Genomic DNA, 26643 nt, shown 5'->3' with positions numbered 1-26643 from the left:
TGTTTATATTCACAATATCTATTTTTGGTTATTATTTATACAAAAAAAGAATATAGAAATTATGATTCGGCTTCAAAGACACGTTGAAAGTATCCGGACTGAAGGTTTGTTATCCATTTGTATCACTCATTAAGTTCTTGTCTTTTTTAATAACATATTACTTCACTGATAGGTTATTCACACACCACTGCTCTCATTTGGGCTCCAAATTCAAATAATAAAAAAAAGAATGCCTTAAATATAAAAATGAAAATAAATGCATGAGTTTATTAGATAAAATATTGTACACCGCCCTAAATTTTATATATAAACCATTTTGACATTTAGGGCATATCACCTAATTTTATAGTGAGTAGTAACACAATAAACTAAACCCATAGACTACTCGTACATTTTGAATCAGTTGGAGGTCATATGAACCTGGGCTTTAAAACTCGAATATATCTGGGCGCCGGCTTGTTAGTTGCCATCTCCCTTACGGTACTCGGTACGCTGAATATCATGTCATTGAAACAGAAAATGACACATTCACTGGTAGAAATGACCGAGAATAAACTGGATTATCATGTCACATCACTTGAAGACTTTATCCGGTTTCAGCTCAATGCAATATCCAAAGGTGCGAAGCAATTTCATGCCCGGCTACCTGACAATGAAAGTCAGGAACTGGTGAGTGTACTTGCCGATACCGCAGGTATTGACAATGTGACGATGGTCTATACCGATGGCCGGACATTCACTTCATCCTTAAAGAAGGAAACTACAGATCTCAGAAACAAACGCTGGTTCCAGAACGCATCGCAAGATTATCAGTTGAAATTAACTGATATCTACCTGAACCCAACACTGAATCAAAAAGTCGTCGGCGCAGTCATGCCCGTCAGGGACAATGGACGGCTGATTGGCGTTCTTTTAGGTGAGATTCAGCTTTCAGATATCATTACCAAAGTCAGTGAGATGCGTTTTGCCGGTGGTGCAGCAACTTTAACGGACCAAAATGCTGTTTTTTTTGCCAGTGATGATCCATCCGATATCGGCAGAACCCCTTCTCAAATCAGCCCTGATTTTGCTGAAATGGAAAGAGCATTCAGCGTCAAGCAATCCGGACATCTGAGCTTTCCTTATCTGGGGCGTCAGTTCGATGGCTACTTTCAACGGGTACATTTAACTGACTCGGATTACTGGACCCTGATGGTTTTCATCGATACAGACACAGCGCTGCAAGAGGTTTACAGCGCTCAGAATGAAGCGATTATCACCAGTATTATTCTTATCCTCATCAGCATTGGCGCGATTTTTCTGATCGTGAATCATGCATTCAGGCCATTGATTAAACTCAAATCAGCTGTCATCGAACTTTCTCATGGCACCGGCGATCTGACAAACCGGCTTGAAGTCGACGGAACAGACGATTTAGCGATGATCAGCCAGGGATTTAACAATTTTATTGAGAATCTTCAAAATATGATGCTGCAAATCTCTGATGCCAGTCAAAATATCTCGACAAACCTGGTTCAGCTGGGAGAAACCGCACGGGAAAATGAGTCAAAGCTGGTGATGCACTCCGGTGAAACCGAGCAGGTTGTTACGGCCATAACAGAAATGAGCCAAAGTGCCCGGACTGTCGCGGATAATGTTTTGCAATCCAACGAGCTCACTGATGAAGCGAATCAGGAAGCACAGTCTTCACTGCTGATTGTTAATGATGCAGTTGCCAGTGTCACATCTCTGGTGTCTGAAGTTGAAGATATGTCATCCCGGATTTCCAGAATGCATCATGACGCCAATAAGATCAGCGATGTGCTGAATGTGATTGGTGATATTTCGGAGCAAACGAATTTGCTGGCACTGAATGCTGCCATAGAAGCAGCAAGAGCCGGAGAACAAGGCCGTGGTTTTGCCGTCGTTGCAGATGAAGTCAGGGCACTGGCAGGACGAACCCAGCAAAGTACCACCGAAATATCAGACATGCTGTCAAAGCTGTTAGAAGGAACAGACAGTGTTGTAAGAGCAATGAACACAACAAAAGAGCAGTGTCAGTCTACCGCTGATAAAACCTCCGAAGTATCAGTGAGTCTGAAGCATATGAGTGAGTCGGTCACCCAGGTTGATGAAGTCAGTACACAAATTTCTTCCGCGACCAATGAACAAAGCCAGGTGGCTGAAACACTGAATCAGAATATGCTGTCGATACAGGATATCGTTGACTCACTGGTTGTCAGCGGAAAACAAACGGTAGCTGCCACAGAATCATTAAGTAAATCCAACAATGAGCTCGAAAGGCTGGTTGCTAACTTTAAGTTGCATTAATTCTTTAAGTTACATTCATTCTTTGAGTGACATTCGTTGATGATAATTGGTTAGGTGTTCATATGAATGAAGTCATGTTATGTACCACAAATGATTTAAGCGAAAATCAGCTCAGACCCGATTTTCAGAATCATTATCAGACCGTTATCTCCCGGTTTTTTAACCGGGATCCTGAGATTTGGCCAGTTTACCAGTCTCAGGATATTCACAACCTGATTCACCACAAGGAGAGTTTTTCCGGATCGCAGCAGCATTATTTTCATCACCAGCTCAAACACCGGACCGATATCCCGCACAATATGTGCACGGACCAACGTCCCTTTGATCCACTGGCATTATTTGTTGCACACGGCTGCAAAGACTGGCAGGACCCGAAAGCGGTTGAGAATGTTATTTCAACCCCGTGCGATCCGGCGATACAGGGAGCGACACTGGCAACAATCACGAACCCAAACCTTGTTTATAAAGAATACGCGGGATTAGCAACCGATCTGGAGCAGCTGGTTGTCCGGCAAATTGCACAACTGGCGGGTTACGACCCATCGCAGGCTGGCGGATTATTCACTCAGGGCGGCACGTTCTGTAATTTATACGGTTATCTGCTTGGTTTGAGAAAAACCTTCCCGGACTCAATCGTCAATGGTCTGCAGAATAAACAGCTCTGTATGTTGAACTCAGAGTCTGGTCATTATTCCAACATGACCAATCTGACCTTACTTGGGCTGGATATGAATCATCAGGTTATCCGGGTCCATATCAATGAACAGAATCAAATTTGTATCAATGATCTGCGCCGCAGGCTGGAGGAATGCTACAAGCAGGGAATTCAGGTGCCAACGATTATGCTGACCTTTGGCACCACAGATACATTTGCGATTGACGATATCAAACAAGTCTGCCAGCTCCGGGACGATGTCTGCCGGAAATATCAGATCACCCGCAAACCTCACATTCATGTCGATGCGGCTGTCGGCTGGAGTTTGCTGTTTTTTCGTCATTATGATTTGAATGAGAACCCGCTGTCGATTAATCAGGCCACATTAAACAGTCTGAATGCCCTGAAACCGTTAACAGAAGGAATTCGTTATGCTGATTCATTTACCGTTGATTTTCAGAAATGGGGTTATGTGCCCTACACTGCCAGCTTGTTGATGATCAAAAATAAGCAGGATATGGAGGCACTCAAACAAGACGCCAGTTACTTCACTTACTTTGAACACGAGGTCCAGAAAAAGACGCATCTTCAGTCAACCATTGAGTGCTCCCGTGGCGCGACCGGCGTATTCGCAGCCTATTCAGCCCTGCAACACATGGGGATTGAAGGCTATCAGACGATCATTGCACATGGGCTGCAAAACGCAAATTATATGCGGGCCAAACTCAATGAGCATCCCCGTTGCAAAGTCGTATGTGCTGAAAATCACGGCCCTTCGGTAGTATTCCGCCTCTACCCTGAGCAGGCGCTGCAAAATGATGACAGCACCCACCTGTTCCGTTCAGAGCAACATATTACTGAAGGTCATCAAAGTATGGATGACTTAATTCAAACCACCCTCTATCACCGTAATCATTTTAATCGCAGAAAAGGATGCTACCTGAAAACCAACTGGGTAGAATCGATTGCCAGAACGTCTTACGACAAAAATGATCACTGTTTATACCTGCCGGGTGAAAAAGCGGTGTTTTTAAATCCTTACACGTCCAGGGCTGATATTGATAAGTTCTGTGCTCAATTTTGAGCCAGAGACGGCAATAATCCAGCCCCGGAAGAACACAAAATATACGGCTCTTATTCAAGTGCCGTTTTTTCTTGCCCGCCACTGAGACTGGCATGCCATTTCATTAACAAAACACACAATAAGCCAGCTCAAATCAACCGATTAAGAGAATGCACCAAATTCACTTTCAGACACAGGTCACATATTCACCGGGCAACTTTTTGCTCGCTGGGCAAGATCTTGCTCGCTGCTGAGCAAGATCTTGCCTGTATTTACAAATCAATAAACACAACCTTTTGTTTTCAATAGAAACAGTAAACTGGCACAACCCATGCACTTATGTTAATTGCAAATCAATGCTTTTAGATTTTATATTTAAGTTAATAAGGAATAATAAAATGCCAACTCCATGTTATATCGCGATTGAAGGCGAAACTCAGGGTTCAATTACTTCAGGTGCATGTACTGCAGATTCTATCGGTGACGCATACGTTGAAGGTCATGAAGATGAAATGCTGGTTCAGCAATTCGATCACGTTGTGACTGTACCAACTGATCCTCAGTCTGGTCAGCCTGCGGGTCAACGTGTTCACAAACCATTCAAATTCACAGTGAACCTGAACAAAGCAGTTCCTCTGCTTTATAACGCACTGACTTCAGGTGAAAAAATGACCAGTGTTACACTGAAATGGTATCGTACTTCCATTGAAGGTAAACAGGAAAACTTCTTCACAACTGTACTTGAAAACGCAACTATCATCGACATCGACTGTGCAATGCCACACTGTCAAAATCCAGCAGATTCTGACTACACTCAGAATGTGACGGTTTCTCTGACTTACCGTAAAATCACCTGGGATCACAACAACTGTGGTACTTCAGGTGCTGATGACTGGCGTAAGCCTATCGAAGCTTAATTCGCTTCGGACTCATATCGCTCACTTTGGTGAGCGATAATTTCCAGACAGCTGCAAGCAACAGGGAATCAACAACCGGCTTTTCAGCCCCAAAATAACAATAAAGCGCCTCAACACCCTTCCTGCAATTTGTCTGCCTGTTTCAATCTGGTATTTCAGCTGTAACCGGAATTAAACCCCTACAGGTATAATAATGAAAACTCTGAATTTCCGGCTGACCATTCATGGCATTGTTGACGACACACTTGTGGTGCGTTCTTTTCATGGCGATGAATCGGTTTCAGATTCGGTTGACAGCCACGGCAATCCATTTTTTGGCTACCGCTATCACATCGATCTGGCCAGTCGCAGCACCACCAGCCTGCCTCCTGAAAAAATTATCGACAGCAAAGCATTGCTTGAAATTATTCGTAACGGCAAAGTCGTGCAGAAAGTTCACGGCATTATCAGAGCACTGACCAAAGGCGATACCGGCTTTAACCATACGTTTTATTCCGTCACTTTAGTCCCTTCGCTCGAACGCCTTTCCCTGCGCCAGAACTGCCGGATTTTCCAGCAAAAAGATGCACAGGAAATCTTAACGGCTTTGCTCAGCGACATGGGCATTTCTGATTTCTGTTTCTCCCTGAAGCGAACACCAGAAGTTCGGGAATATTGTGTTCAATACCGGGAAAGCGATCTGGCTTTCTTTCACCGGCTGGCCGCAGAAGAAGGGATGATGTACACCTTCAGCCATGAAGACACCAAACATATTCTGGTGATCACAGACCATGATCAGGGCTTTCCGAAACTCAGCGGCCATGCGATTTATAACAATCTTTCTGGTGGGGCAAATCCCGATGGTTATATCTCTTCCATGACTGAACATAGCCGCTCAGAATTCAGCAGCATTCAGCTGGAAGATTACAGCTTCCTCAAACCTGACTACAACTTTCAGCAAAAGCTGGATGCCGATGATTGTGATAATCAGCTGGAAATGTATCCATATTTCGACCATCCGGGCCGCTTCAATCATGACAGCACCGGCAAAGCCTTTGCCAAAATCCGGCTGGAATATTTAAGACGCGCCGTCCACACCGTGACCGGGCAAAGTGATGAGACCAAAATTCAGGCCGGGCAGCGGTTTGAAATCAGCGAACACCACGATAACAGCATGAATCGTTTATGGCTGGCAGTACAGGTTCATCATCACGGCACACAGCCACAGGCACTGGAGGAAGATGGCAGCACGGGCGCAACGGAATACGCCAATACCTTTACTCTCGTTCCCGGCGATAAAGTCTGGCGGGCACATCCGCAGCCGAAACCGCTGGTCGATGGGCCATGTATCGCAACAGTGGTCGGTCCGGAAGGCTCAGAAATTTACACCGATGAACACAGCCGTGTGAAACTGCATTTTCCATGGCATCGTTATGATGGGTCGGATGATAACAGCTCCTGTTGGGTGCGGGTCGTTCATAGCTGGGCGGGCGGTCAATATGGCATGCAAACCATACCGCGTGTCGGGCATGAAGTGATTGTCTCATTCCTGCACGGCGACCCGGACCAGCCGATTGTCACCGGCCGGACCTACCACGCCAGCAATACCCCGCCCTACAAACTGCCGGAAAACAAAACCAAAACGGTGCTACGCACGCAAACTCATCAGGGAAAAGGCTATAACGAACTGAGCTTTGAAGATCAGTCCGGCAAAGAGAAAATCAACCTGCACGCACAAAAAGACCTCAATGTGCTGATTGAAAACGACGCGACCACAGAAATCAAACACGACCGCCATGAAACGGTTGAAAACGACCGCTACGACCACGTCCTGCATAAAACAAATCAGGTGATTGAAGGTGAACAACGCACCAAAGTCGGTCAAAACAAACTGACCGAATCACAGGATTCAATTCACCAGAAAGTTGCCGGCAAACAGGTGCTGGACTCGGGCTCAGAAGTCCACCTCAAAGGCGGTAATTCAGTCGTCTTACAGGCGGGCACGGAGATCACCGTCAAGGTCGGCGGAACTTTCGTCAAGCTCGACCCGGCAGGCGTGCATGTCGTCGGACCGGCAATTAACCTGAACTAAGCGGAGGATGTATGGTAGAGACAATTCTTTCCAAAAAGCTGGGTGATCAAAATAAAGCTGAGCAGAGTCCATATCAACTGGAAGCGACCGAAACCAGCATGGAAGCACTCATCAAGTCATACACACCCAAGAGTATCAACACAGGGGGCATGTTCATCCTGCAACTACGCCATGATAAAATCGTTGGCACACCGATTACTCAGGTTTGCCAATATGACATGGGAAGCCAAAGCTGTCCGCTGAGTGACTGCCCGTGCGGACATTATAAAGGGAATGGAAACAGTGGAGGTACATCTGCCAGCACCAACGCAGCATCTTCGCAGTCAGCAACAGACGACAGCAATCAGGCCCAATCACAACAAACAAAACCCGAACCACTCAAAGTTCCTGCACTGATCTATCAAACTCGGAGAGAAATGGATGACTATGATGCCAGAGATATGCATCATGGTGACTTATCTGAGCCGATATTGAAGGAGGAGTTCGGATTGACGGACGTCTCAGCTAAAGTGAATGCCTATACCGGGAAAAAATTCCCGCCCCTCACAACCAATCCGTATGGAATGTATCAACCGCCCGGCGATGAGGGATTCCTCAGTCTGAAAGAACGCTCAGACATCATGTTTGACGAATTCAGGGATTTATCCGCGGTCTACTCATGGCATGGTGCCTATAAAAGTGTCATCGATGAGATGATCACACATATGCAGCAAAACAGCGGAGAACCATTTAGTTCATCTCTTTTAGATCAGGCTTTGAAAGAACAAATTGAGAATGATGATTCGGATAGTAGCTCATTGAAAGCAATCCAAACAACTTTGGAAACTTATATTGATTGGAAAAAACATTACTATCCCTCATCAAATAAATCAGAAATACATAAATCAGTAAGTCGCTCAGTTTTACCCAGATTTGACGATTTAAAAGATTACACGAATGGTTTAGTCATATGTGTGCATGATATTTGGTCGGCACAAATTACCTTGCAGTCGCTCGAAATAAATAATAATCAATTTACAGCAACGATTCATTACCGGGTACAAGATCATTTCGGTCTGGATGATGGGGATCTAACCCCAACGGTAAAACTACAACGTCTTTTCCGCATCTGGTTTACCTTGCAACGCTGGGAATGCTTCAATTTCAAGCCTTTTATTACAGAAATGAATGCCACAATTACTATAAGCGGTAAGCATTAATGAATAAAAAAATTATGGGTAATAATTATCGTTCTTTCTTGTGGGTTAGCCTATTCCAGCTACTTGTGGCTGAGACCAGTTGAAATCATGGGAGTGCATCAACAAGGTATCTGGACAAATATTGTTGTCAAAAATTTTCCCTTGAGATTCAGGAACAAGATCAAATGGTGGGAAGAAAATAAATCATCTTTACAGAAAAAATATGAGATCCCTGTCCCTGACGCCTATGGAAACTATGTGATCTCACTTTGGGATATTGGTTCCGGCTACAGAAAAGACACCGGCACCGATCAGGACTCAGACTTACTCTGCTTCAATGACATGAAAACAAAAGCAAATTGCATTGAAAAAAATAAGGTGTTTGAAGTTTTACGAGGCTGGAACGGCGGCCTGCAATATCGGTAGGAAAGATTGAGAACGTCAATGAAAATTAACTCCATGAATCAACAATACTATCTGCTACTAGCTGTATTTATATGTGGCTTAATCTACACCAGCTATCTGTGGCTCAGGCCAGTAGAGATTATTGATATCCATCAGGATGAAAACTGGAGTGATGTTATCGTGAATAATTTCCCGGTAACCAAGTCAGAAAAGATATCCTGGTGGAATAAAAATAAAACATTTTTGCACAGTAAATACTCAGTCCCTGCCCCAGATAAAAATGGATATTTTCATGTCACATTTTGGGACATCGGGTCTGGATACAAAGCAGACACCGGCACCGATCAGGACTCAGACTTACTCTGCTTCGATGACATGAAAACAAACGCAAACTGTATTGAAAAAAATAAAGTGTTTGAAGTTTTACGAGGCAGAAACGGCGGCCTGCAATACCGCTGATTCAACATCACCTGAGTGGATACTGTGAATCGCTCACAAACTCATACTGATAAAAACAATAACGGAGACAAACCGTGTTAACACTGACACATGAACATCAGGGAACGGCAGTTGCCTGGTATGCACTGGTGAACTATTTTCCTGATAGTCATCAGCTGGTTTATCAGGCCATTGACAGCCATCAGGTTGAACCCATTTATCTCAACACCGCACTGGAAAAAATACAGGATGAAAGTCCGTTACTGATCGCCCTGAAATATGGTGGCAGCGAACCACTCACCGAACAACTCCCCCTGCAACAAACCCTGTTTTTTTCCGCACCAGCTGCACTGCCCTTTGAAACTATTGCTGAACAACTGCGTTGGCGGATGCTCATTGGCTATCATGGCGAGCGAAAAGGTGTATTCCATTATTACACGCCGGAAGTTGCCAGCTACTTTTTTACCGACTCTTCTGCCCGCAGCACCAGTGCCTGGCTGGGCGCATTTTACTCAGTCGGCTTTTATTCTCAAAAACACAGTGAAGCGCAGCAATGGCGTGAAGTGGGTGATTACACCAGCGCACCAGACTTAAGTATGTGGATGTTGCTGCCGGATCAGGAACAGGCACTTTACCTGATGAATGAAGAACGGGAAATCAGGGAATGGGCCAAAGAAAGTGAGATTGGCCCCATCAACTGGCCAGCCCAGCAAGCGGTAAACCAATTTACAGAACATCACAACATACAGGACGACATACTCATAGTACGTTTACGCCAACTGGCACAACAAAACGGACAACTGCCACAAGTCGCCGCAGCGGACCAGCTCTTTTTCTCTCACCTGTCCGCAGAAGAAAAAATAATCCATCTGGAACAAATTGTTTTAAGGAGAGTTCATCATGGGGTCTAATGATAGCAACGTCACATGCGGGCATAAATTTTATCTTGAAATTACTGGTATCGATCATAAAACAGCCAGTAAAGATAAACAGAAAATTCTTTTTTATGAACCAACCAATATTACAGAGCAGTTTGCCGTTGAAAGAAGCATTTATGATGAAACGGCAGAAAGAATCAAACGCCTTGAAGACAAGGAACAAAGCCTCAGGACTCAGGATACAACAGTCTATAGTTGGGACTGGTCTGAAGAGAAAAAACCAAGAAATGTTTGGCTGGAAATCCAACAGCCCGGCCATAAGGTCCCTATCAGAGTATTATTATTCAATAAGGTTCATTCCAATAAATATATAGTTGATGGTGAGCAGGACTATGTAATTCAGTCAGTGGTTCCAATGACGTTACTTCCTTCCCTTGATGAAAGTTTGAAAGATGAAGACAGGATTGCTCCAATTCGCGAGGGATATATTTATATCACCTATAACAATCGGTTTTGGCGGGAAATTCAGGTTTCAGTAAAAGATATTTCAGAAAGGCGGACAGACAATACCAAAAAAAAACATATAGAGAAATGCACACCATGCTTCCGGGATGTGCATTTATATAATTATCGTGATTATAAGAATAATAGCAGGTTTTATACCGATATAGAAGATAAAAAAGAAAGAAAAGTTACCGGTGTTGAACTGGAAGAAATTTGGTTTCCAGCCAGAAAAAATAAAGATAATAAAGATAATAAAGATAATAAAGATAATAAAGATAATAAAGATAATAAAGATAATAAAGATAATAAAGTGTCTATTGGATTTGCTTTTTCTGAAGTACAGTGGAGTAATGAACGTTTAAATTATCTTGAAGAACATATAAATGAACAAGAAAAAAGGATTGGTTTAATTGATACCAATCATATCAAACATGTTACAAATCTTCCAGATATGAGACCCAGAGAGATTAATTTTGAACTGAATATGGCAGAGCCTCTGTTTTTAAATCGAGATCTTTCCGGAGACAAATATACTGAAGTGTATATTTGTGCTAAACGCAATTTAATAGAACTATTTTATAGTGATGATTATAGATGGAAAGATAATAATACACCAACAATTTATGACTTTTATTTTGCATCAAAAACAACCGAAGAATTTAAAAATCGTGAAGAAAATAACAACAATACAAAAAAATATTTTTCAGATCAATTAAAAAAAGGAATAGAAATTATAGACAAATCAAAACCAAAAATAAAAAAATCATTAACCAAACATATTAAAGAGAAAAGAAAGAATAGATATATAGTTATAAAAGATTCATCATTTGAATTAAACTATTGGTATAATTTATTAAGTAATGCAGTTTTATATCAAAATAACGTAAAAAAGCTATTAACCTTCCAGTCTAACTATATTATATATGAATTAATGGCAAACAAATTAAATCTAAGTTCAAATCAGTATTTGATGTCGTTATTAGACTTAGATTTAGATAGTGAAATTTATAGAAATTTCAAAGTTTCATTGCAGGACGTAATAACATTAAATATAGGAGAAATTCAACATAGATTTCTACATTTTTTAAATTCAGACAAAAATACATGTGTAATACATGATCTTACAAGCTCAGGAAATCAATCTGTATTAATAGCTTATAAATTAATAAATGAATCAATCAAGCTTATTTCTCTACAGCCAAATTATTTAGAATTTCATTACAAACAATATAATGATTACGAATGGGCATACATTTCAAAAATTAGAGATAGTAACGATAATTATTTCAACTTACTATTTGATTTATTTAAAGACTCATTAATATATAAAACAACAAATATAAGAACTAATAAAGATAAAAAAGATAGTAGTTTTAAAGAAATAAATGACGGATCAGGAATTATGAACCTGGACTATTTAGATTACATATGTGATAGCAAAAACAAAATACCTGACGATAGTACTTTATTTGTTATTTATAGATTTTTAATTAACACACCTAGTGATTATTTATGTGGGCAATATGCGGCATTCATTACAATGAACAATATCATTAAAAAATTAAAAAATATTGACACTAATAAATTAAAAATAATCGAATACAAAAGTAACGAATGTATAGATAATATAGTAAAACAATACAAAATAATTAACAAGTCATTACCAAAATTAGAATCCGTTACTATTTCCAATATAAACAAAGGAAAATACATTTATATCCCTGGTGTATCAAATGTCTATGCTAAGTTAATAAAGGCCGGAAATACATTTAAGGGTATCGACAAAAATGGTTGTTTCCTTATAGAAGATATCAGTCATAGTCCAACATTACATAAATTAATTCGTAACAATAAAAATATGATTGGTTTTATATCTGAAAACAATAAAGAAACTATAGATACAATTGAAGATTTAAATAAATCTAATATCAATTTAGATAATATAAAAAATGGAATTGAATATTCATCAAAAAAAATAATTATATTTCATTTAATTTTATTATTAGTTGAAATAAAAAACACCACAGAAAATATTAAAAACTACGTTAACAGCCCTAGTTTATATACATACCTCTGTGTAGGAAGTGCAATTACAGACATTATGTTGGTTACAACAAAAATTAGCTATTCCATATTAGGTGAAGTGGCAACTGAAGTTACAGAACAGCTAGATATAAAAGCTGGTATTCTAACAAGTGCCTTACTTTTGATCGATGCTCATAAGTTATGGTTAGATAATGATTATGACGCTTCAATAACAACTTATATCTCAAGTTTTGCTCTATTAGGTATGTTAAAAATGCCCAACGCACTTGGGATTTCTATTTTTGCACCTATATTCATTGGAAGCCAGTTAATCGCTTCATTTAAAAAAGACACTGATTTAGAAAAATTAATTAAACACGGTGCATTTGGTAAATACAGAAAGGAAGAACAACCATACTCGTTATTTAAAAGCGTACCTGATTTGTATTGCAATGTAATATTAGACAATATAATGAAAATAAGAATAGAATCAGAGTACATATATTTTTTAAAAAATGATATATTAAAAACAAAAAACAAAATGGAAGATTTGATATCCATCATAAAAAACAAAACAAAACAAAACAAAATAAATAATTTAATACGTGAACTTACCAGTGTAGCATCTCTACCTATAAATACTGTCTTAACAATTAATATTATTATATCAGAGTTAATAAAAACAATTGAGTCAACAGATAAGTTTGATGATATATTAAATCAAGCAAAAAAAGAAAAAATAATCACAAATAATAATAAACATGATTTGACTACTTTCATAAAAAATGCAGTATCAAATCAGATAATAGCAAGTAAAATAGACAAAAAAACACTTGAACAATCATCTCATTTTGCACATATAAAAACTGATTTGCCATCTTTCTTGAATGATGAGTTATATAAAAATAATTTCAACATTGAATGTCATGAGATATTAGAGAGCAGACATATAGACGAAAGTGATTTAAGTAATAATCTTGCCCAACAGAAGGAATTTGATAGGAAGCATAAAAAATGGAAAAAACAAAAAACCAGAACAATCACACCGATTACTAAGATAAAAGTTGATGATGGCATTATATTATTATTTCAATCAACATTAGACAAGGAAAAAAAGTTTAAAAAAAGTCGATATTTACACCATCGAGTAGATATACAGGTCAAATGTCAAATCACTTATGACAATTTTGTTTTTCCTCAACCTTCATTAGATAAATTTAATGATGTATATAAAGGACAAGACATAAGAAAATATTTAAAAACCATAAATATAATAAATCCCAATGATGAAAGGCTACATTACTTCTGGGCCGATTCCCGGGATAATAAATAAGCGCCAAATCTTCCACAACCTAAAAGAGAGCCGCTTCGCGGCTCTTTCTCCTTCACACTTTCAAAACCACAACATCACCCCATTCCCAAAAAAATTCCCTCCTTGTACCATAGGTGACTGAAAAGGAATCAAAACTTACAACGCATACAACACAGGAACGGTTATGAAACTCGAATCGCTTGCACTCCATCACGGCTACAAATCTGAAGAAACCACCAAAGCCGCCGCAGTGCCTGTCTACCAGACAACCTCTTATACCTTTGACGACACCCAACACGGTGCCGACTTATTTGACCTCAAGGTGCCCGGTAATATCTACACCCGTATCATGAACCCAACCACGGACGTGCTGGAACAGCGGGTTGCGGCGATGGAAGGCGGGATTGCGGCGCTGGCGGTTTCCTCCGGCATGGCTGCCATTACCTACGCACTTCAATGTATTTGTGAGGTTGGTTCTAATATTGTCAGCACCAGCCAGCTTTATGGCGGCACTTACAACCTGTTTGCCCACACTTTCCCCAGACAAGGGATTGAAACCCGCATGGTTTCTGCCGATGACTTTGCTGGCTTTGATGCCGCTATTGATGAAAATACCCGCGCCATCTTCTGTGAATCGATTGGTAACCCGGCGGGTAATATCGTGGATATAGAGTCACTGGCTGCGATCGCTGATAAACATGGCGTACCACTAATCGTTGATAACACCGTTGCGACACCGGTTTTGTGTCGTCCGATTGAACTTGGCGCACATATCGTTGTGCATTCTCTGACCAAATATATCGGCGGCCACGGCACCACCATCGGCGGCATGATCGTCGACTCCGGTAAATTTGACTGGGTCGCGAACAAAAAACGCTTCCCGATGATGAATGAACCTGATCCGTCTTATCATGATGTGGTGTATACGGAAGCGATGGGAGAAGCGGCTTATATTGGCCGTTGCCGCGTGGTTCCGCTGCGCAATACCGGGGCTGCCTTGTCGCCAAACAGCTCATTCCTGTTATTGCAAGGGCTGGAAACGCTTTGTCTGCGGATGGAACGTCACTGTGAGAATACAGAAAAGCTCGCCGCCTTCCTGCAAGACCACCCGAAAGTAAACTGGGTCAACTATGCTGCCCTGCCCGACAGCCCGTATAACATCGTATGCCAGCGGATTACCAGCGGCAAAGCATCCGGGATTTTAAGCTTTGGCATCAAAGGTAGCCTTGAAGCCGGGGCGCAGTTTATCGATGCACTGCAAATGGTGCTGCGACTGGTCAATATCGGTGATGCCAAATCACTCGCCTGCCATCCGGCCAGTACAACGCACCGCCAGCTGAATGACGAAGAACTGGCCAAAGCCGGTGTCAGCCGCGATCTGATTCGTATTTCAGTCGGCATAGAAAATATCGACGACATCATTGCAGACATCAGCCAGGCACTCGATAGCGTCACTGTTTGAGTTTGAAGTTTGAGTTTGAAAATTATCATCGGGGATTTCATGCCACAAACGGCTCAAGACATCCCGGTTCGCAGAGACAAGGGCATCCATGCCTTATATGTTTGTTCCATGAAATCCCCGATGATAAGCCAAATCAATGACCTCAGGAGAACCCATGATTCATCTCACCCGCGCAGCAGAAAATATTCAGGTTGAATTAAAAGCTACCAAGGTTGGCAACGATGTCAATGTCGTGATCTGTGGCGGTGATCAGCCTCATATCGGCGCAGTGGCTGTCGCCCAGCCCAGAGCCAGCTTGCAGGATGAAAACCAACGTAGCGCCACAACCTCTGTTATCACAGTCATGGGACATAAAGAAGATTTGATTGCCCATCGCAGTGCCGGACAAATCACAGCGGCAACCGGTAGCGTGACCATTGTCAGCTGCGGCGTTCACCTCGATGATGCCACACTGAAACAGATAAAACAGATCGACACATTGATTCAGGAACTGACCAATGCACTGATTATCAGGCTTCAGGCGGATTAACCATCTGATGCAGCAATCCCGACAATGTATGCTGCTCGCTGTCTGTCAGCCTGGATAAAAACTGCTGATCAACCTGCCGGGCGATCGGGTCAACAGACGCCAGTAACGCCTCGCCGTCCGGCGTCAGATAGACAAACCGCCGCCGCTTATCATGTTCCTGTTGCCTGCGTTCGATCAATCCACGCTTTTCCAGTCTGCTCAGCAGGTCCGCCAGTGTCGCCTTGGTGCTGATTGCCGCTTCCGTCAGGCTGACCTGTTCAATTCCCGGACACTCAGCCACCGCCCGAATCACGGCATACTGGGGTTTAGTCAATTCAGGTAAAGACTGTTGCCATAACGCGGTATGCGCCTGAAATACTTTTCTCATCAGATGAAAAGGCACCTGATCTAACGCTGACATATTCACTTCCACTCACTTGACTGAATGCCAATACCTTAACACAGTTCATCGACCTGTGGCTGACTGGTTTTATACCCCCTATTGTATCTTCAATCTTTTGCATTTAATCTTATTGTTCGTATACGAACAATAATCCTCAAACGACACCGGACACCAAATTCAGTGTGATACCGCTTGGGGATAGATTCCGATTCCATCAGTTCGTTTTGCTGTTTACAGGAGAAACAAAATGGCATTTGATGATTTACGCAGTTTTCTCGCTGAGCTTGAAGCTCAGGGGCAACTGTTGCGGATAACTGAACAGGTTCAGGCCGAGCCGGATATTGCCGCGGCAGCCAATGCAGCGGGCCGGATTGGTGAAGGCTCCCCCGCACTCTGGTTTGATAATATTGAAGGGTTCACCAATGCCAGAGTCGCCATGAATACCATCGGCTCGTGGCAGAACCATGCGATCTCTATCGGCATGCCACCCGCCACGCCGGTCAAAGCTCAGGTGGATGAGTTTATCCGCCGCTGGGATCTCTACCCCATCGCACCAGAGCGTCGTGACAATCCACCCTGGGCAGAAAATCAGGTCGACGGTGAAGATATCAACCTGTTCGATCTGTTGCCTTTGTTCCGGCTCAATGACGGCGATGGCGGGTTCTATCTCGACAAAGCTTGTGTGGTCTCCCGCGACCCGACAGATCCGGACCACTTCGGCAAACAGAATGTCGGCATTTACCGGATGGAAGTGAAAGGGAAACGTAAACTTGGCTTACAGCCCGTGCCAATGCATGACATTGCCATTCACTTGCATAAAGCAGAGGAGCGTGGAGAAGATTTACCCATTGTGATCACACTCGGTAATGATCCTGTGATTACATTGATGGGCGCAACGCCATTAAAATATGATCAGTCAGAATATGAGATGGCAGGCGCACTACGCGAGTCTCCCTACCCGATTGCCACAGCACCACTCACCGGATTTGATGTGCCATGGGGCTCAGAAGTCATTCTTGAAGGAGTGATCGAAGGCAGAAAAAGGGAGATAGAAGGCCCGTTCGGTGAATTCACCGGTCATTATTCCGGCGGAAGAAATATGACTGTCGTTCGGATTGATAAAGTCTCTTACCGGACCGACCCCATCTATGAATCTTTGTATCTGGGCATGCCATGGACTGAAATCGACTACCTGATCGGTCCGGCAACCTGTGTCCCCCTGTATCAGCAACTGAAGGCCGAATTTCCTGAAGTTCAGGCGGTCAATGCCATGTATACCCACGGCCTTTTGGCTATTATCTCGACCAAAAAACGTTATGGCGGTTTTGCCAGAGCCGTCGGTCTACGTGCGATGACCACACCACACGGGCTGGGTTACGTCAAAATGGCCATAATGGTGGATGAAGATGTCGACCCGTTTGATCTGCAACAGGTCATGTGGGCAATGTCATCCAAGGTCAACCCGGCCGGCGATCTGGTGCAATTGCCGAATATGTCGGTGCTGGAACTGGATCCTGGTTCATCCCCTGCCGGAATTACTGACAAACTGGTCATTGATGCAACCACCCCGGTTGCACCGGATAACCGGGGGCATTACAGCCAGCCGGTGAAAGATCTACCGGAAACCAAAGCATGGATTGACCGCCTGACTTCGCTGATTGCACAACAGAAGGAGAAAAACTGATGATTTGTCCCCGATGTGGCCATGAACATATAGACTTACTGGCAAAATCGCCGGTTCCGGATGTCTGGACGGTTCACCAGTGCCTGCTTTGCCTGTATACCTGGCGCTCCACGGAACCCCTGCGCCGAACCAGCCGGGAACATTACCCGGATGCGTTTAAAATCACTCAGGCCGATATGGATAATGCCCCGGAAGTCCCGCGGATTCCGCCACTGCTGAGTGAAGCTGAAGTTTAGTCCAGACCTTGCCTGCGATTCGTTTCTTGCCATCATGAATCGCAGGCAGCATCATTGCTCTCCCGGAAAAATGAGATCTTAATCAATAAAAAATGAACCTGTTGATGCTTTTGCGGACCAAGATCTTATGACTCATTCATCATTGAGGTGCGTTTATGGATCAAAATACCCAACAACTGATTGATAATCTCTTTACCCGGCTTCAACAAGCAGAGAAACAAGGTGGCAGCCGGGATCAGGAAGCACAATCCCTGATTGATAAACATCTCATTCAGCAACCATCAGCGCCGTATTACATGGCACAGACCATGGTGATGCAGGAAGCCACCATCAAGCAACTCCATGCACGGGTTGAAGCGCTGGAAACGCAGCTTCAGCAGGCACAGCAGCACCAGAGCGGTGGTTTCCTTTCCGGCCTGTTTGGTGGCAACCGCAGTCAGGCACAACCTTCCGGTTTTCAAAACCAAAAGACCGGCCAGCCCTATGGCAACGCACAACAGCATGCTTATGGCGGACAAGGTTATGGTGGACCAGCTCATGGTAGACAAGGCTACGGTGGACAAGCGCAATATGGTCAGGCCGGTGGATTTGGCCGGGGCAACAGCTTTCTTGGTGGTGCGCTGCAAACCGCAGCTGGTGTCGCTGGTGGTGTGGTACTCGGCAACCTGATGATGGATATGTTCAGCCACCATCACCCGCAGGAAGTGGTCAATATCATTAATGAGGAACCATCTCAGTCGATGAATGACGGTTTTACCGATCAAAGTGACTTCGGGCAGAACACCAGTGATCAATTTGCTGATGGTGGCAATAATGATTTTCAGGATGCCTCCTTTGATAATTCTGATGTGAATGATGCAGATTTTGCCAGTCAGGGAGTTGATAACGGCACTTTCGCAAATGATAGTGGCTTCGCTGATAATTCCGGTTTCTTTGATAACAGCGGGTTCGGTGATAGTGGTTTTGATAACAGCGATTTCGGCGGTTTTGATAGCGGAGGCTTCGACGACTTCGGTGGCGGCTTTGATGATTTTTCCTGATCAATCATTGTCCTGATCAACAAACAGCAAATGAATGTTCTCAAAGAGAAGTGCCTTTGGTACTTCTCTTTGATTATCTCTCGGTGTTCCGCCCCGGTTACCCATTCAGCCCGGCGAGTCTGGACGCCGGATAACGGGCCCCGGCAATGTATTCCGGTGCAAAATGCTGGCGTAGCGCCAACAACTCTTCCTCCGACAATGAAACCTGCTGACTCTGCCAGTGTTGCCAGCATTTGTACCAAATTCAAATTATGATTCAGGTTACGGCCATTAAATGAGCAGGATGTCAGGCATTCAATAGTAAACAGCGCGGCTTGAGACTGACTAAATGGTGAATGCAACCTTAGAAAGTCAATCAGTCGTTGTCTTTCTTCCGGCTCTGATAACAGTGCCCCACATCTCTCAATCTTACTCACCCGACAACACTCCTTTTTGATCATGCATATCCACCCCTTGAGAATAAAGCACTTGTTTATCAGCAACACCACGATTATTCTACATCCACCGTACCACTGACAGAGAAGGAGATCGGATATGTTTTTGTGGCGTGTAATCAACGCACAATACTTTGGTATAGAAAACCGCTCAGGAATCTGTGACATCGCGCTGCGATAATCTCAGCTTGAGCGGACTTACATCAACACCCCAAAAGTAAAGCCATTCAGGCTCAGGATTATTGCCGGCATCTGCTAAGGCAAGGCGTTTTAACGCCACAAATTCTTGAGTTTTTAATTATGAGTACTTATTTAACTGCACAATCCCTGACGGTTTCTCTGGCTTCCGTTTCTTTGTTTCAAGACATCACATTTACCCTGAATCAAGGCGATCGCATTGGTTTAATCGGCCACAATGGCTGCGGCAAAAGTACCTTAATGAAGGTGCTCAGCGGCAGGCTGGACGATTTTACAGGTACCGTCACTAAAGCACACCACTGTCATCTTGCTTATGTCGAGCAACACCTGCCCGCAGCGGTTGCCCATCTGACATTGCTGGATGCCCTTGCTGAACGGGTAGAGACGGATGAATTCTGGCGCGCGGAGCTGATGCTCAGCGAACTTGGGTTCAGTGATGAAGACTGGCAACTGCCGGTTTCCGCTTTAAGCGGCGGCCAGCATATGCGCCTGTTGCTTGCCCGGGCCGTGATTTCGGAGCCGGATTTACTGCTGCTTGATGAACCGAGTAACCACCTCGATCTCCCGGCACTGCTGTGGCTGGAGCAGTTTCTGCGACAATGGCGCGGCTCGTTTGTACTGGTCTCACACGATCAGACCTTGTTAGATCATGTCACCAGCAAAACCTGGATCATGCGTGACCAAACACTGCATAGTTTCGACCTGCCCTGCAGTGCGGCCCGGACGGCTCTGACTGAACGGGATGAAACCGACAGGCTGCGCCATCAGGCAGAACAGAAAGAAATCGATCGCATCGATCGCAGTGCTAAACGGCTGGCAGAATGGGGCAAAGTCTACGATAACGAAGATTTAGCCCGCAAAGCGAAAACCATGCAGGCGCGTAAAGCCCGGCTGGAAGAAGCGCAAACTTCGCTGAGCCAGGGCGCACCATGGCGTTTGATGCTCAGTGGTGATGTACTTCCAGCAAATCGTTTACTGGAAGTCGGTCAGCTTCGTGTCAGCCCGCCGGATTCTCAGCGGGTCCTGTTTGAGACCTTGCACCAGCAGGTGAAAAGCGGTGAACGTGTCGCGATTCTCGGCGCGAATGGCAGCGGTAAATCAACCTTACTGACCCGTCTGTTTGCTTGTTATCAGGCAGCACTCACGGATGACATCAACAGCACGATTCGTTTTCATCCGCAGTGTCGGCTCGGTTATTACGATCAAGCGCAGGCTCAGCTTAATGATGCAGACAGTTTATCGGATGCACTCATTCCGTTTGCACCGGTCGATGACGATATCCGTAAACGGGCCTTGATCAGTGCCGGGTTCAGTTATGACCGTCACCAGCAAACCGTTGCCGGTTTGAGTGGCGGCGAGCGCGCCCGGTTGCTGTTTATCGGCCTGACGCTGGCCCGTTACCATCTGCTGTTTCTTGATGAGCCCACCAACCATCTGGATTTGGAAGGCAAAGAAGAACTGATAGAAACCCTCAATCAGTACGAGGGCGGCGCGCTGATAGTCAGCCATGATCGCAGCTTAATCGAACAAGCCTGTAATCGTTTTTGGCTGATTCAGGATGGTCAGCTGGAAGAACATCATGATCCGGCAGTCATCTATGAGCGCATCGGCCACGCTGGTGTGACAGGTGCTGTCAGCGAAACTCTCGCATCAGCCCCGGCTCCGGAGGTGTCATCTGATATGGTCATAACAGATGAAGAGTGCTTACTGACACGACTCATCGAGTTAGAAGGCCTGCTGGAAGCGGATCTGAACCGTAAACCCAAGCGTCAGAAACCCGCTTTGCAGCAGCAGTGGCGCGATGAAATTGAAGCAATCAGTGCACGTTTATAATACCGGCTTGCCGGTATATCAATGATGGCAACAGGCCCGGTGGTGTACCGGGCCTGTTTTTGTTTGGTGTGGATATTTCAGGCAGCGGCGCTCTTTGAGTACAACGGTATGTCACAGGATGCGATAAAGGGGCCCTAAAACAGGCGTTATCAATCGATCATCGTTGGTGTTTTTATCAAATAGCTTTTAGGTTTACCCTTCACACCGAATGTCGGGCAGTGCAAGGTTGCCTTTTTGTTCGTCAATCATCTGTCGGCCCACAGCCCATAGACTTCACGCATCAGATATCTGATTGCACGGATGCATATTCAACCGTAAAGTATTGCCAAAGAAAATCAGTCAGGGATACGGGATGGAAACGGATATTTCAAAGGATTATCAGGAAGCCGTCAGGCGGATAAAGATAGCAAAAAAGAAAAATTCTGTCTCATTGGATTTATATGGGCTAAGTTTGACTCAACTGCCAGAATCAATTCAGGATTTATCTGATCAGCTACGACGACTGGATTTAAGTGACTGCGATATTCTCGCCAGCCTGCAAGGTATTGAAAATCTGACTCAACTACAACAACTGGATTTAAGTCTCTGTGAAAACCTCACCAGCCTGCAAGGCATTGAAAATCTGTCTCAGCTACAACAACTGTATTTAAGTGTCTGTGAAAGACTTACCAGCCTGCAAGGCATTGAAAAACTGACTCAGCTACAACAACTGCATTTAAGTTGCTATGAAAACCTCACCAGCCTGCAAGGTATTGAAAAACTGACTCAGTTGCAACAACTGGATTTAGATGGCTGTGAAAACCTCGCCAGCCTGCAAGGCATTGAAAAACTGACTCAGCTACAACAACTGGGCTTAAGTGAATGTGATAGCCTCACCAGCCTGCAAGGCATTGAAAAACTGACTCAGCTACAACAACTGGATTTAACAGGCTGTGAAAAACTCACCAGCCTGCAAAGCATTGAAAAACTGACTCAGCTACAACAACTGGATTTAACAGGCTGTGAAAAACTCACCAGCCTGCGAGGCATTGAAAAACTGACTCAGCTACAACAACTGGATTTAAGTCGCTGTGACAACCTCACCAGCCTGCAAGGCATTGAAAAACTGACTCAGCTACAACAACTGGATTTAAGTCGCTGTGACAACCTCACCAGCCTGAAAGGTATTGAAAACCTGTCTCAGCTACAACAGCTGAGTTTGAGATTCAGTAAGAACCTCACCAGCTTGAAAGGCATTGAAAAGCTGACTCAGCTACAACAACTGGATTTAACAGGCTGTGAAAACCTCACCAGCCTGCAAGGCATTGAAAATCTGTCTCAGCTACAACAACTGGATTTAAGTCGCTGTGACAACCTCACCAGCCTGAAAGGTATTGAAAACCTGTCTCAGCTACAACAGCTGAGTTTGAGATTCAGTAAGAACCTCACCAGCTTGAAAGGCATTGAAAAGCTGACTCAGCTAAAACAACTGGATTTAACAGGCTGTAACAACCTCACCAGCTTGCAAGGCCTTGAAAAACTGCCTCAGCTACAACAACTGGATTTAAGTCGCTGTGACAACCTCACCAGCCTGCAAGGCATTGAGAACCTGACTCAACTAAAACGATTGGATGTAGACGATGGCCAAATTAAAGACCTTGAGCCACTTCGCCCCATCATTCACCAACTTGACGAATTATACCTGCATGGTAATCCACTGGAAGAAATCTACGGCATTCAATTAGCCCTCTTTGAAAACAACTTAGACACCATCAAAAACCTGCTGGCCCGGTTAGATGACGAGCATATAACACTTAAACTCCCCGCTAAAGTCCTGTTCCTCGGCAACCATGCCGCCGGGAAATCCAGCTTAGTCCATTACTTAACCCATCATGAACTGCCAAACGAATCTGATTCCACCCATATTTTGAATATTCAGCCTTATCAGTTACCTGATGCAGAGCCGGAGAAAAATAAAGCGAAGGTGCAACTGCCATCGGCCCTATTCTATGACTTTGGCGGACAGGATTATTACCACGGCATTTACCGGGTATTTGTCAGCCGGTTAGCCGTAACCTGCCTGTTATGGCACCGAGGCTGTAACTGCAACGAACTCGCAGAAGACAGTAACCAGCTTACCACCCGCCATTTTTGCCTGGATTACTGGCTTGGCTACTGGCAATACAACCAGCCGAAACCAACCTTCACGGAAGAAGAACAACCAACACCAGCCCCCTTGTTGCTGGTACAAACCCATGCAGATGAATGTACTGCCCCCGAACATCAACAAGAGACTCCGGCACTAAATCAGCACTTTGTCGGCTTAAATCCACAGAAAAACAGCACGCTCAATCAACACAGCCTGCGTTACTTCCGGGCGCAATTGGATACGTTAGTGAAAGCCCATACCAAAACGGTTCCCGGCCCCAAGTGGTATCAGGGATTTCTGGGGAAAGTACTGGAGCAACACAGTAAAACAAATCACAGGCAACACCTGCCTGTGGAAGTCAAAAGCTGGATAAAATACTATCACCCGGACATTAAGAGCTTAGATAATCTCAAAGCTGAATTCAGCCAATTACATTTGCAAGGGTTAGTGCTTTATTACCCCAACATTGATCCTGAAACCGTTTGGCTGAACCCTATTGGTTTTGCCCGCTACGTCCATGAAAAGGTGCTCAATAAAAACGCAATCAAACACCATCAGGGACGGGTGCCGGTCAACACATTTAAAGATTTTCATCCAAACATCCTGAAAGTGCTGGAAGCAGAAAAAGTGCTGTTTCTTCACCGGCATAATCCGGATGGTGAGGAATATATTGTGCCCAATTATCTGCCTCTGGCCGGAGCGCAGAATGCGGATTATCAGCTGCTGACACTGGGGCTGGCCGATTCACTGGCGTTCAGTCTGTGGTTCCGGCGTTATCTGCCGCTGGGGTTGATTAACCAGTTGATCTGTCACTTTGGTGATTTACCGGATATGAAAAAATTCTGGCGTAATCAGTTGCTGTTTACGTTAGGTCATGGCAGCACGGATCGGGTAGCCAGCAAGGTACTGATTCAGCTGATTTTTGGCGAGCAGCTTAAAGTTCAGGTGTATCTCAGCCAGCCCAATCCAGCAACCCGGCTTGAGCACCTGCAATACATCTATTATGTCATGCTCGGTTTATATCATGATGCACCAGTGACCGGCTTAAAAACGTTTATACAAGGTTTTAACGCATTTAAGGCGCTCCCTCCGGAACGGCAACAGCCGGATACAGGCGAGCTGATGATTCAGTCGCTCAAACGGTATGCCAAACGCTTTGAATTTTTCGAAGAGAGTGAGGAAGATTTAGGGGCGCTTCTGGGATCAGAAGAAAAAACCCTGGCAGCATCATTTGAGCAACAGATACACACCCTTCAGAAGGTTTATCTGACTCCCCCGAAAGATTTATATCTCTCGCTGGATGGTGAAGCCTATATTTCTGCCACAGCGCTGACGAATGCTGAACATCACCAGCCCCGACTGCCGGTGGTGCGTATCGAACCTGCGGCACAACACCAGCCGGAACACACAGCCATTACCCCATTTGCTCCCTTTACTCACAGAAGGTTATCCCAGGTGAAAAAAGTATTTATCTCTTATTCTCATGAAGACATTCAGCACCGCCAAACACTGCAAACCTATCTGATTAACCTTGAACGTGACGGGCTGATCGAGATTTGGCAGGATGGCTTGATCAACCCCGGTGATGACTGGCATAAAACGATTACCGACGCCCTTGCAGAAGCGGATATTGTTATCATGCTGGTCAGCCAGAGTTTTATTGCCTCCAGCTATGTGCACGGTGTAGAGATGCCGATGGCCCTGACCCGCAAGGCCGAAGGTCAGGCAGATATTTTCCCGGTATTGATCAGTCAGTGTGATTTTCAGCACTGGAATGTAATTCCGGAAGAAGCCCGCAATAATCAGACGGCTGCCACGCCAACGCCGATGGGGCGGTTTCAGTTCTTCCCGATGGATGATGAAAACCAGCGCTTAAAACCCATCAATCGCTGGGAATATCCGGAAGACGCCTGGACACAGCTTGCAAATAAACTGCGGAAAATGACACAACCTAAAAGCTAGGGTCTTTGACCCTGGTCACACTTACCAGCGATCACCAACCCGTGGTTGCTGGTCCCGAATAACGAAGGCTCGCGACAGGTTGATAAATGATACTTCAGCCAGGCCTGATACTGTGTTTCAGAGAGTTCGTTGACTTGCTGGCCGATGTAACGCACACAACCATCCGTTGCGAGGTGGTCCTTGATGTGAAACCCGCTCTGCGTGGCTAAATCCTCAATTTCCTGCGGTGTGGCAAAATAACCGGTGCGGAAGAATCTGTAGACCTCTGGTGTCGTGACTAAGCCGGTTTCCCTCAGTTCACTTAAAATCTCAGGCGTCACCAGAGAAGCAGACATTTTCGCCAGTAAACCTGCGACAAAGAAACGGCTGATATAAGCAATCGCAACCACGCCTCCGGGTTTAAGGATCCGATACGCTTCCCGCATCACGGACTCCCGATCACTGGCCTGCTGAATGTGATACAGCGGCCCTAAGATCAACACGACATCCTGTGAAGCATCGGCGATAAAGCTGACATCAGTCGCATTCGCCTGATGGATGTTCAGCTCTGCTTTCGCATCAGCGGCATTCTTGCGGAGCTGACTGACCAGCTCAGGCACCAGTTCGACAGCCGTGACATCCAGCCCTTGTTGTGCATAAAACAAAGCATATCGCCCGGTTGCTGCACCAAATTCTGTCAGACTTTTTGGCTGGCCGGAATCCCGCTGAGATGAGTCCGGCTGAACATAAGGCGCCAGAACATATTGTGTGGTATCAAACTCGATTCGGGTAATATGCTGGCGGGTCAGCCGCTGGTCTTCATCAAATGATGCATAGTATTGCAAATATTCTTCCTGCATCTGTCTCTTCTTTCGTTTTATCAATGACATGAGACACATATTGAGTCATGACTCACATCAGATCAAGATTCATCTTCGTCTCTATATCGTGCATAAAAAAATCGTACATAAAAAAACCGAAGCCATGAAAGCTCCGGTTTTGAATCAATCCACCTCATTC

Annotated in this window: 17 protein-coding genes and 1 pseudogene; 16 read left to right on the top strand and 2 right to left on the bottom strand. The window is 44.5% G+C overall.

Features of this window, described 5'->3' with window-relative positions; all coding sequences use genetic code 11:
- The first annotated feature begins 414 nt into the window (after positions 1-414).
- From OCV29_RS00450 to lpdD, 11 genes and pseudogenes are all read left to right on the top strand, one after another.
- Positions 415-2310, top strand: coding sequence for a methyl-accepting chemotaxis protein (locus tag OCV29_RS00450; RefSeq protein ID WP_073605240.1), 1896 nt, complete (start codon positions 415-417; stop codon positions 2308-2310).
- Positions 2311-2372: 62 nt separating this feature from the next.
- Positions 2373-4049, top strand: coding sequence for a pyridoxal phosphate-dependent decarboxylase family protein (locus OCV29_RS00445; protein ID WP_073605241.1), 1677 nt, complete (start codon positions 2373-2375; stop codon positions 4047-4049).
- 377 nt (positions 4050-4426) lie between these two features.
- Positions 4427-4945, top strand: coding sequence for an Hcp family type VI secretion system effector (locus OCV29_RS00440; RefSeq protein ID WP_073605242.1), 519 nt, complete (start codon positions 4427-4429; stop codon positions 4943-4945).
- A 193-nt stretch (positions 4946-5138) separates the two neighbouring features.
- Positions 5139-7243: pseudogene (locus OCV29_RS00435) on the top strand (type VI secretion system Vgr family protein); the annotation flags it as partial.
- The gene (locus OCV29_RS00430; protein WP_370737227.1) at positions 7235-8215 is read left to right on the top strand and encodes a DUF3289 family protein; all 981 of its coding nucleotides are present in this window, start codon (positions 7235-7237) and stop codon (positions 8213-8215) included. The pseudogene OCV29_RS00435 and the gene OCV29_RS00430, both read left to right, overlap by 9 nt.
- Before the next feature lie 3 nt (positions 8216-8218).
- Positions 8219-8620 (top strand): DUF943 family protein, encoded by a 402-nt coding sequence (locus OCV29_RS00425; RefSeq protein WP_073605244.1) that lies wholly within the window; start codon positions 8219-8221, stop codon positions 8618-8620.
- 18 nt (positions 8621-8638) lie between these two features.
- Positions 8639-9058, top strand: a complete 420-nt coding sequence (locus OCV29_RS00420; protein WP_084193452.1) for a DUF943 family protein — start codon at positions 8639-8641, stop codon at positions 9056-9058.
- Positions 9059-9132: 74 nt separating this feature from the next.
- Positions 9133-9948 carry a DUF4123 domain-containing protein gene (locus OCV29_RS00415; RefSeq protein ID WP_073605245.1) on the top strand — a complete coding sequence of 272 codons (816 nt, stop codon included), beginning with the start codon at positions 9133-9135 and terminating at the stop codon, positions 9946-9948.
- Positions 9938-13777, top strand: coding sequence for a hypothetical protein (locus tag OCV29_RS00410; protein ID WP_073605246.1), 3840 nt, complete (start codon positions 9938-9940; stop codon positions 13775-13777). Before OCV29_RS00415 ends, OCV29_RS00410 begins: the two co-directional genes overlap by 11 nt.
- Positions 13778-13940: 163 nt before the next feature.
- Positions 13941-15218 carry an O-acetylhomoserine aminocarboxypropyltransferase/cysteine synthase family protein gene (locus tag OCV29_RS00405; protein WP_073605247.1) on the top strand — a complete coding sequence of 426 codons (1278 nt, stop codon included), beginning with the start codon at positions 13941-13943 and terminating at the stop codon, positions 15216-15218.
- Between the two features lie 154 nt (positions 15219-15372).
- Positions 15373-15747 carry a prenylated flavin chaperone LpdD gene (gene lpdD, locus OCV29_RS00400; protein WP_073605248.1) on the top strand — a complete coding sequence of 125 codons (375 nt, stop codon included), beginning with the start codon at positions 15373-15375 and terminating at the stop codon, positions 15745-15747.
- Here lpdD and OCV29_RS00395 read toward each other — a convergent pair.
- Complete coding sequence (locus OCV29_RS00395) at positions 15728-16147, bottom strand: MarR family winged helix-turn-helix transcriptional regulator (protein ID WP_073605249.1); 420 nt, start codon at positions 16145-16147, stop codon at positions 15728-15730. The two genes, lpdD and OCV29_RS00395, sit on opposite strands and share 20 nt — an antisense overlap.
- A 229-nt stretch (positions 16148-16376) precedes the next feature.
- On the opposite strand from OCV29_RS00395, the gene OCV29_RS00390 reads away from it, so the two are divergent.
- The 5 genes from OCV29_RS00390 to OCV29_RS00370 all read left to right on the top strand — a co-directional run bounded on the left by OCV29_RS00390 (position 16377) and on the right by OCV29_RS00370 (position 25644).
- Positions 16377-17813 carry a non-oxidative hydroxyarylic acid decarboxylases subunit C gene (locus OCV29_RS00390; protein ID WP_073605250.1) on the top strand — a complete coding sequence of 479 codons (1437 nt, stop codon included), beginning with the start codon at positions 16377-16379 and terminating at the stop codon, positions 17811-17813.
- A complete protein-coding gene (locus OCV29_RS00385; protein ID WP_073605251.1) occupies positions 17813-18049 on the top strand; it encodes a non-oxidative hydroxyarylic acid decarboxylases subunit D in 237 nt (78 codons plus the stop codon). The genes OCV29_RS00390 and OCV29_RS00385 overlap by 1 nt, the downstream gene beginning before the upstream one ends.
- A 155-nt stretch (positions 18050-18204) precedes the next feature.
- Positions 18205-19089, top strand: coding sequence for a DUF2076 domain-containing protein (locus tag OCV29_RS00380; protein ID WP_073605252.1), 885 nt, complete (start codon positions 18205-18207; stop codon positions 19087-19089).
- A 734-nt stretch (positions 19090-19823) separates the two neighbouring features.
- Positions 19824-21554, top strand: coding sequence for an ABC-F family ATP-binding cassette domain-containing protein (locus tag OCV29_RS00375; RefSeq protein ID WP_073605253.1), 1731 nt, complete (start codon positions 19824-19826; stop codon positions 21552-21554).
- A 352-nt stretch (positions 21555-21906) separates the two neighbouring features.
- Positions 21907-25644 (top strand): leucine-rich repeat domain-containing protein, encoded by a 3738-nt coding sequence (locus OCV29_RS00370; protein WP_261887346.1) that lies wholly within the window; start codon positions 21907-21909, stop codon positions 25642-25644.
- Here OCV29_RS00370 and OCV29_RS00365 read toward each other — a convergent pair.
- Positions 25641-26483, bottom strand: a complete 843-nt coding sequence (locus tag OCV29_RS00365) for a class I SAM-dependent methyltransferase (RefSeq protein WP_073604447.1) — start codon at positions 26481-26483, stop codon at positions 25641-25643. The two genes, OCV29_RS00370 and OCV29_RS00365, sit on opposite strands and share 4 nt — an antisense overlap.
- Between the last annotated feature and the right edge of the window lie 160 nt (positions 26484-26643).

Source organism: Vibrio aerogenes (assembly GCF_024346755.1).
GTDB lineage: Bacteria > Pseudomonadota > Gammaproteobacteria > Enterobacterales > Vibrionaceae > Vibrio > Vibrio aerogenes.
This window is presented reverse-complemented; position numbering and strand designations above follow the sequence as displayed.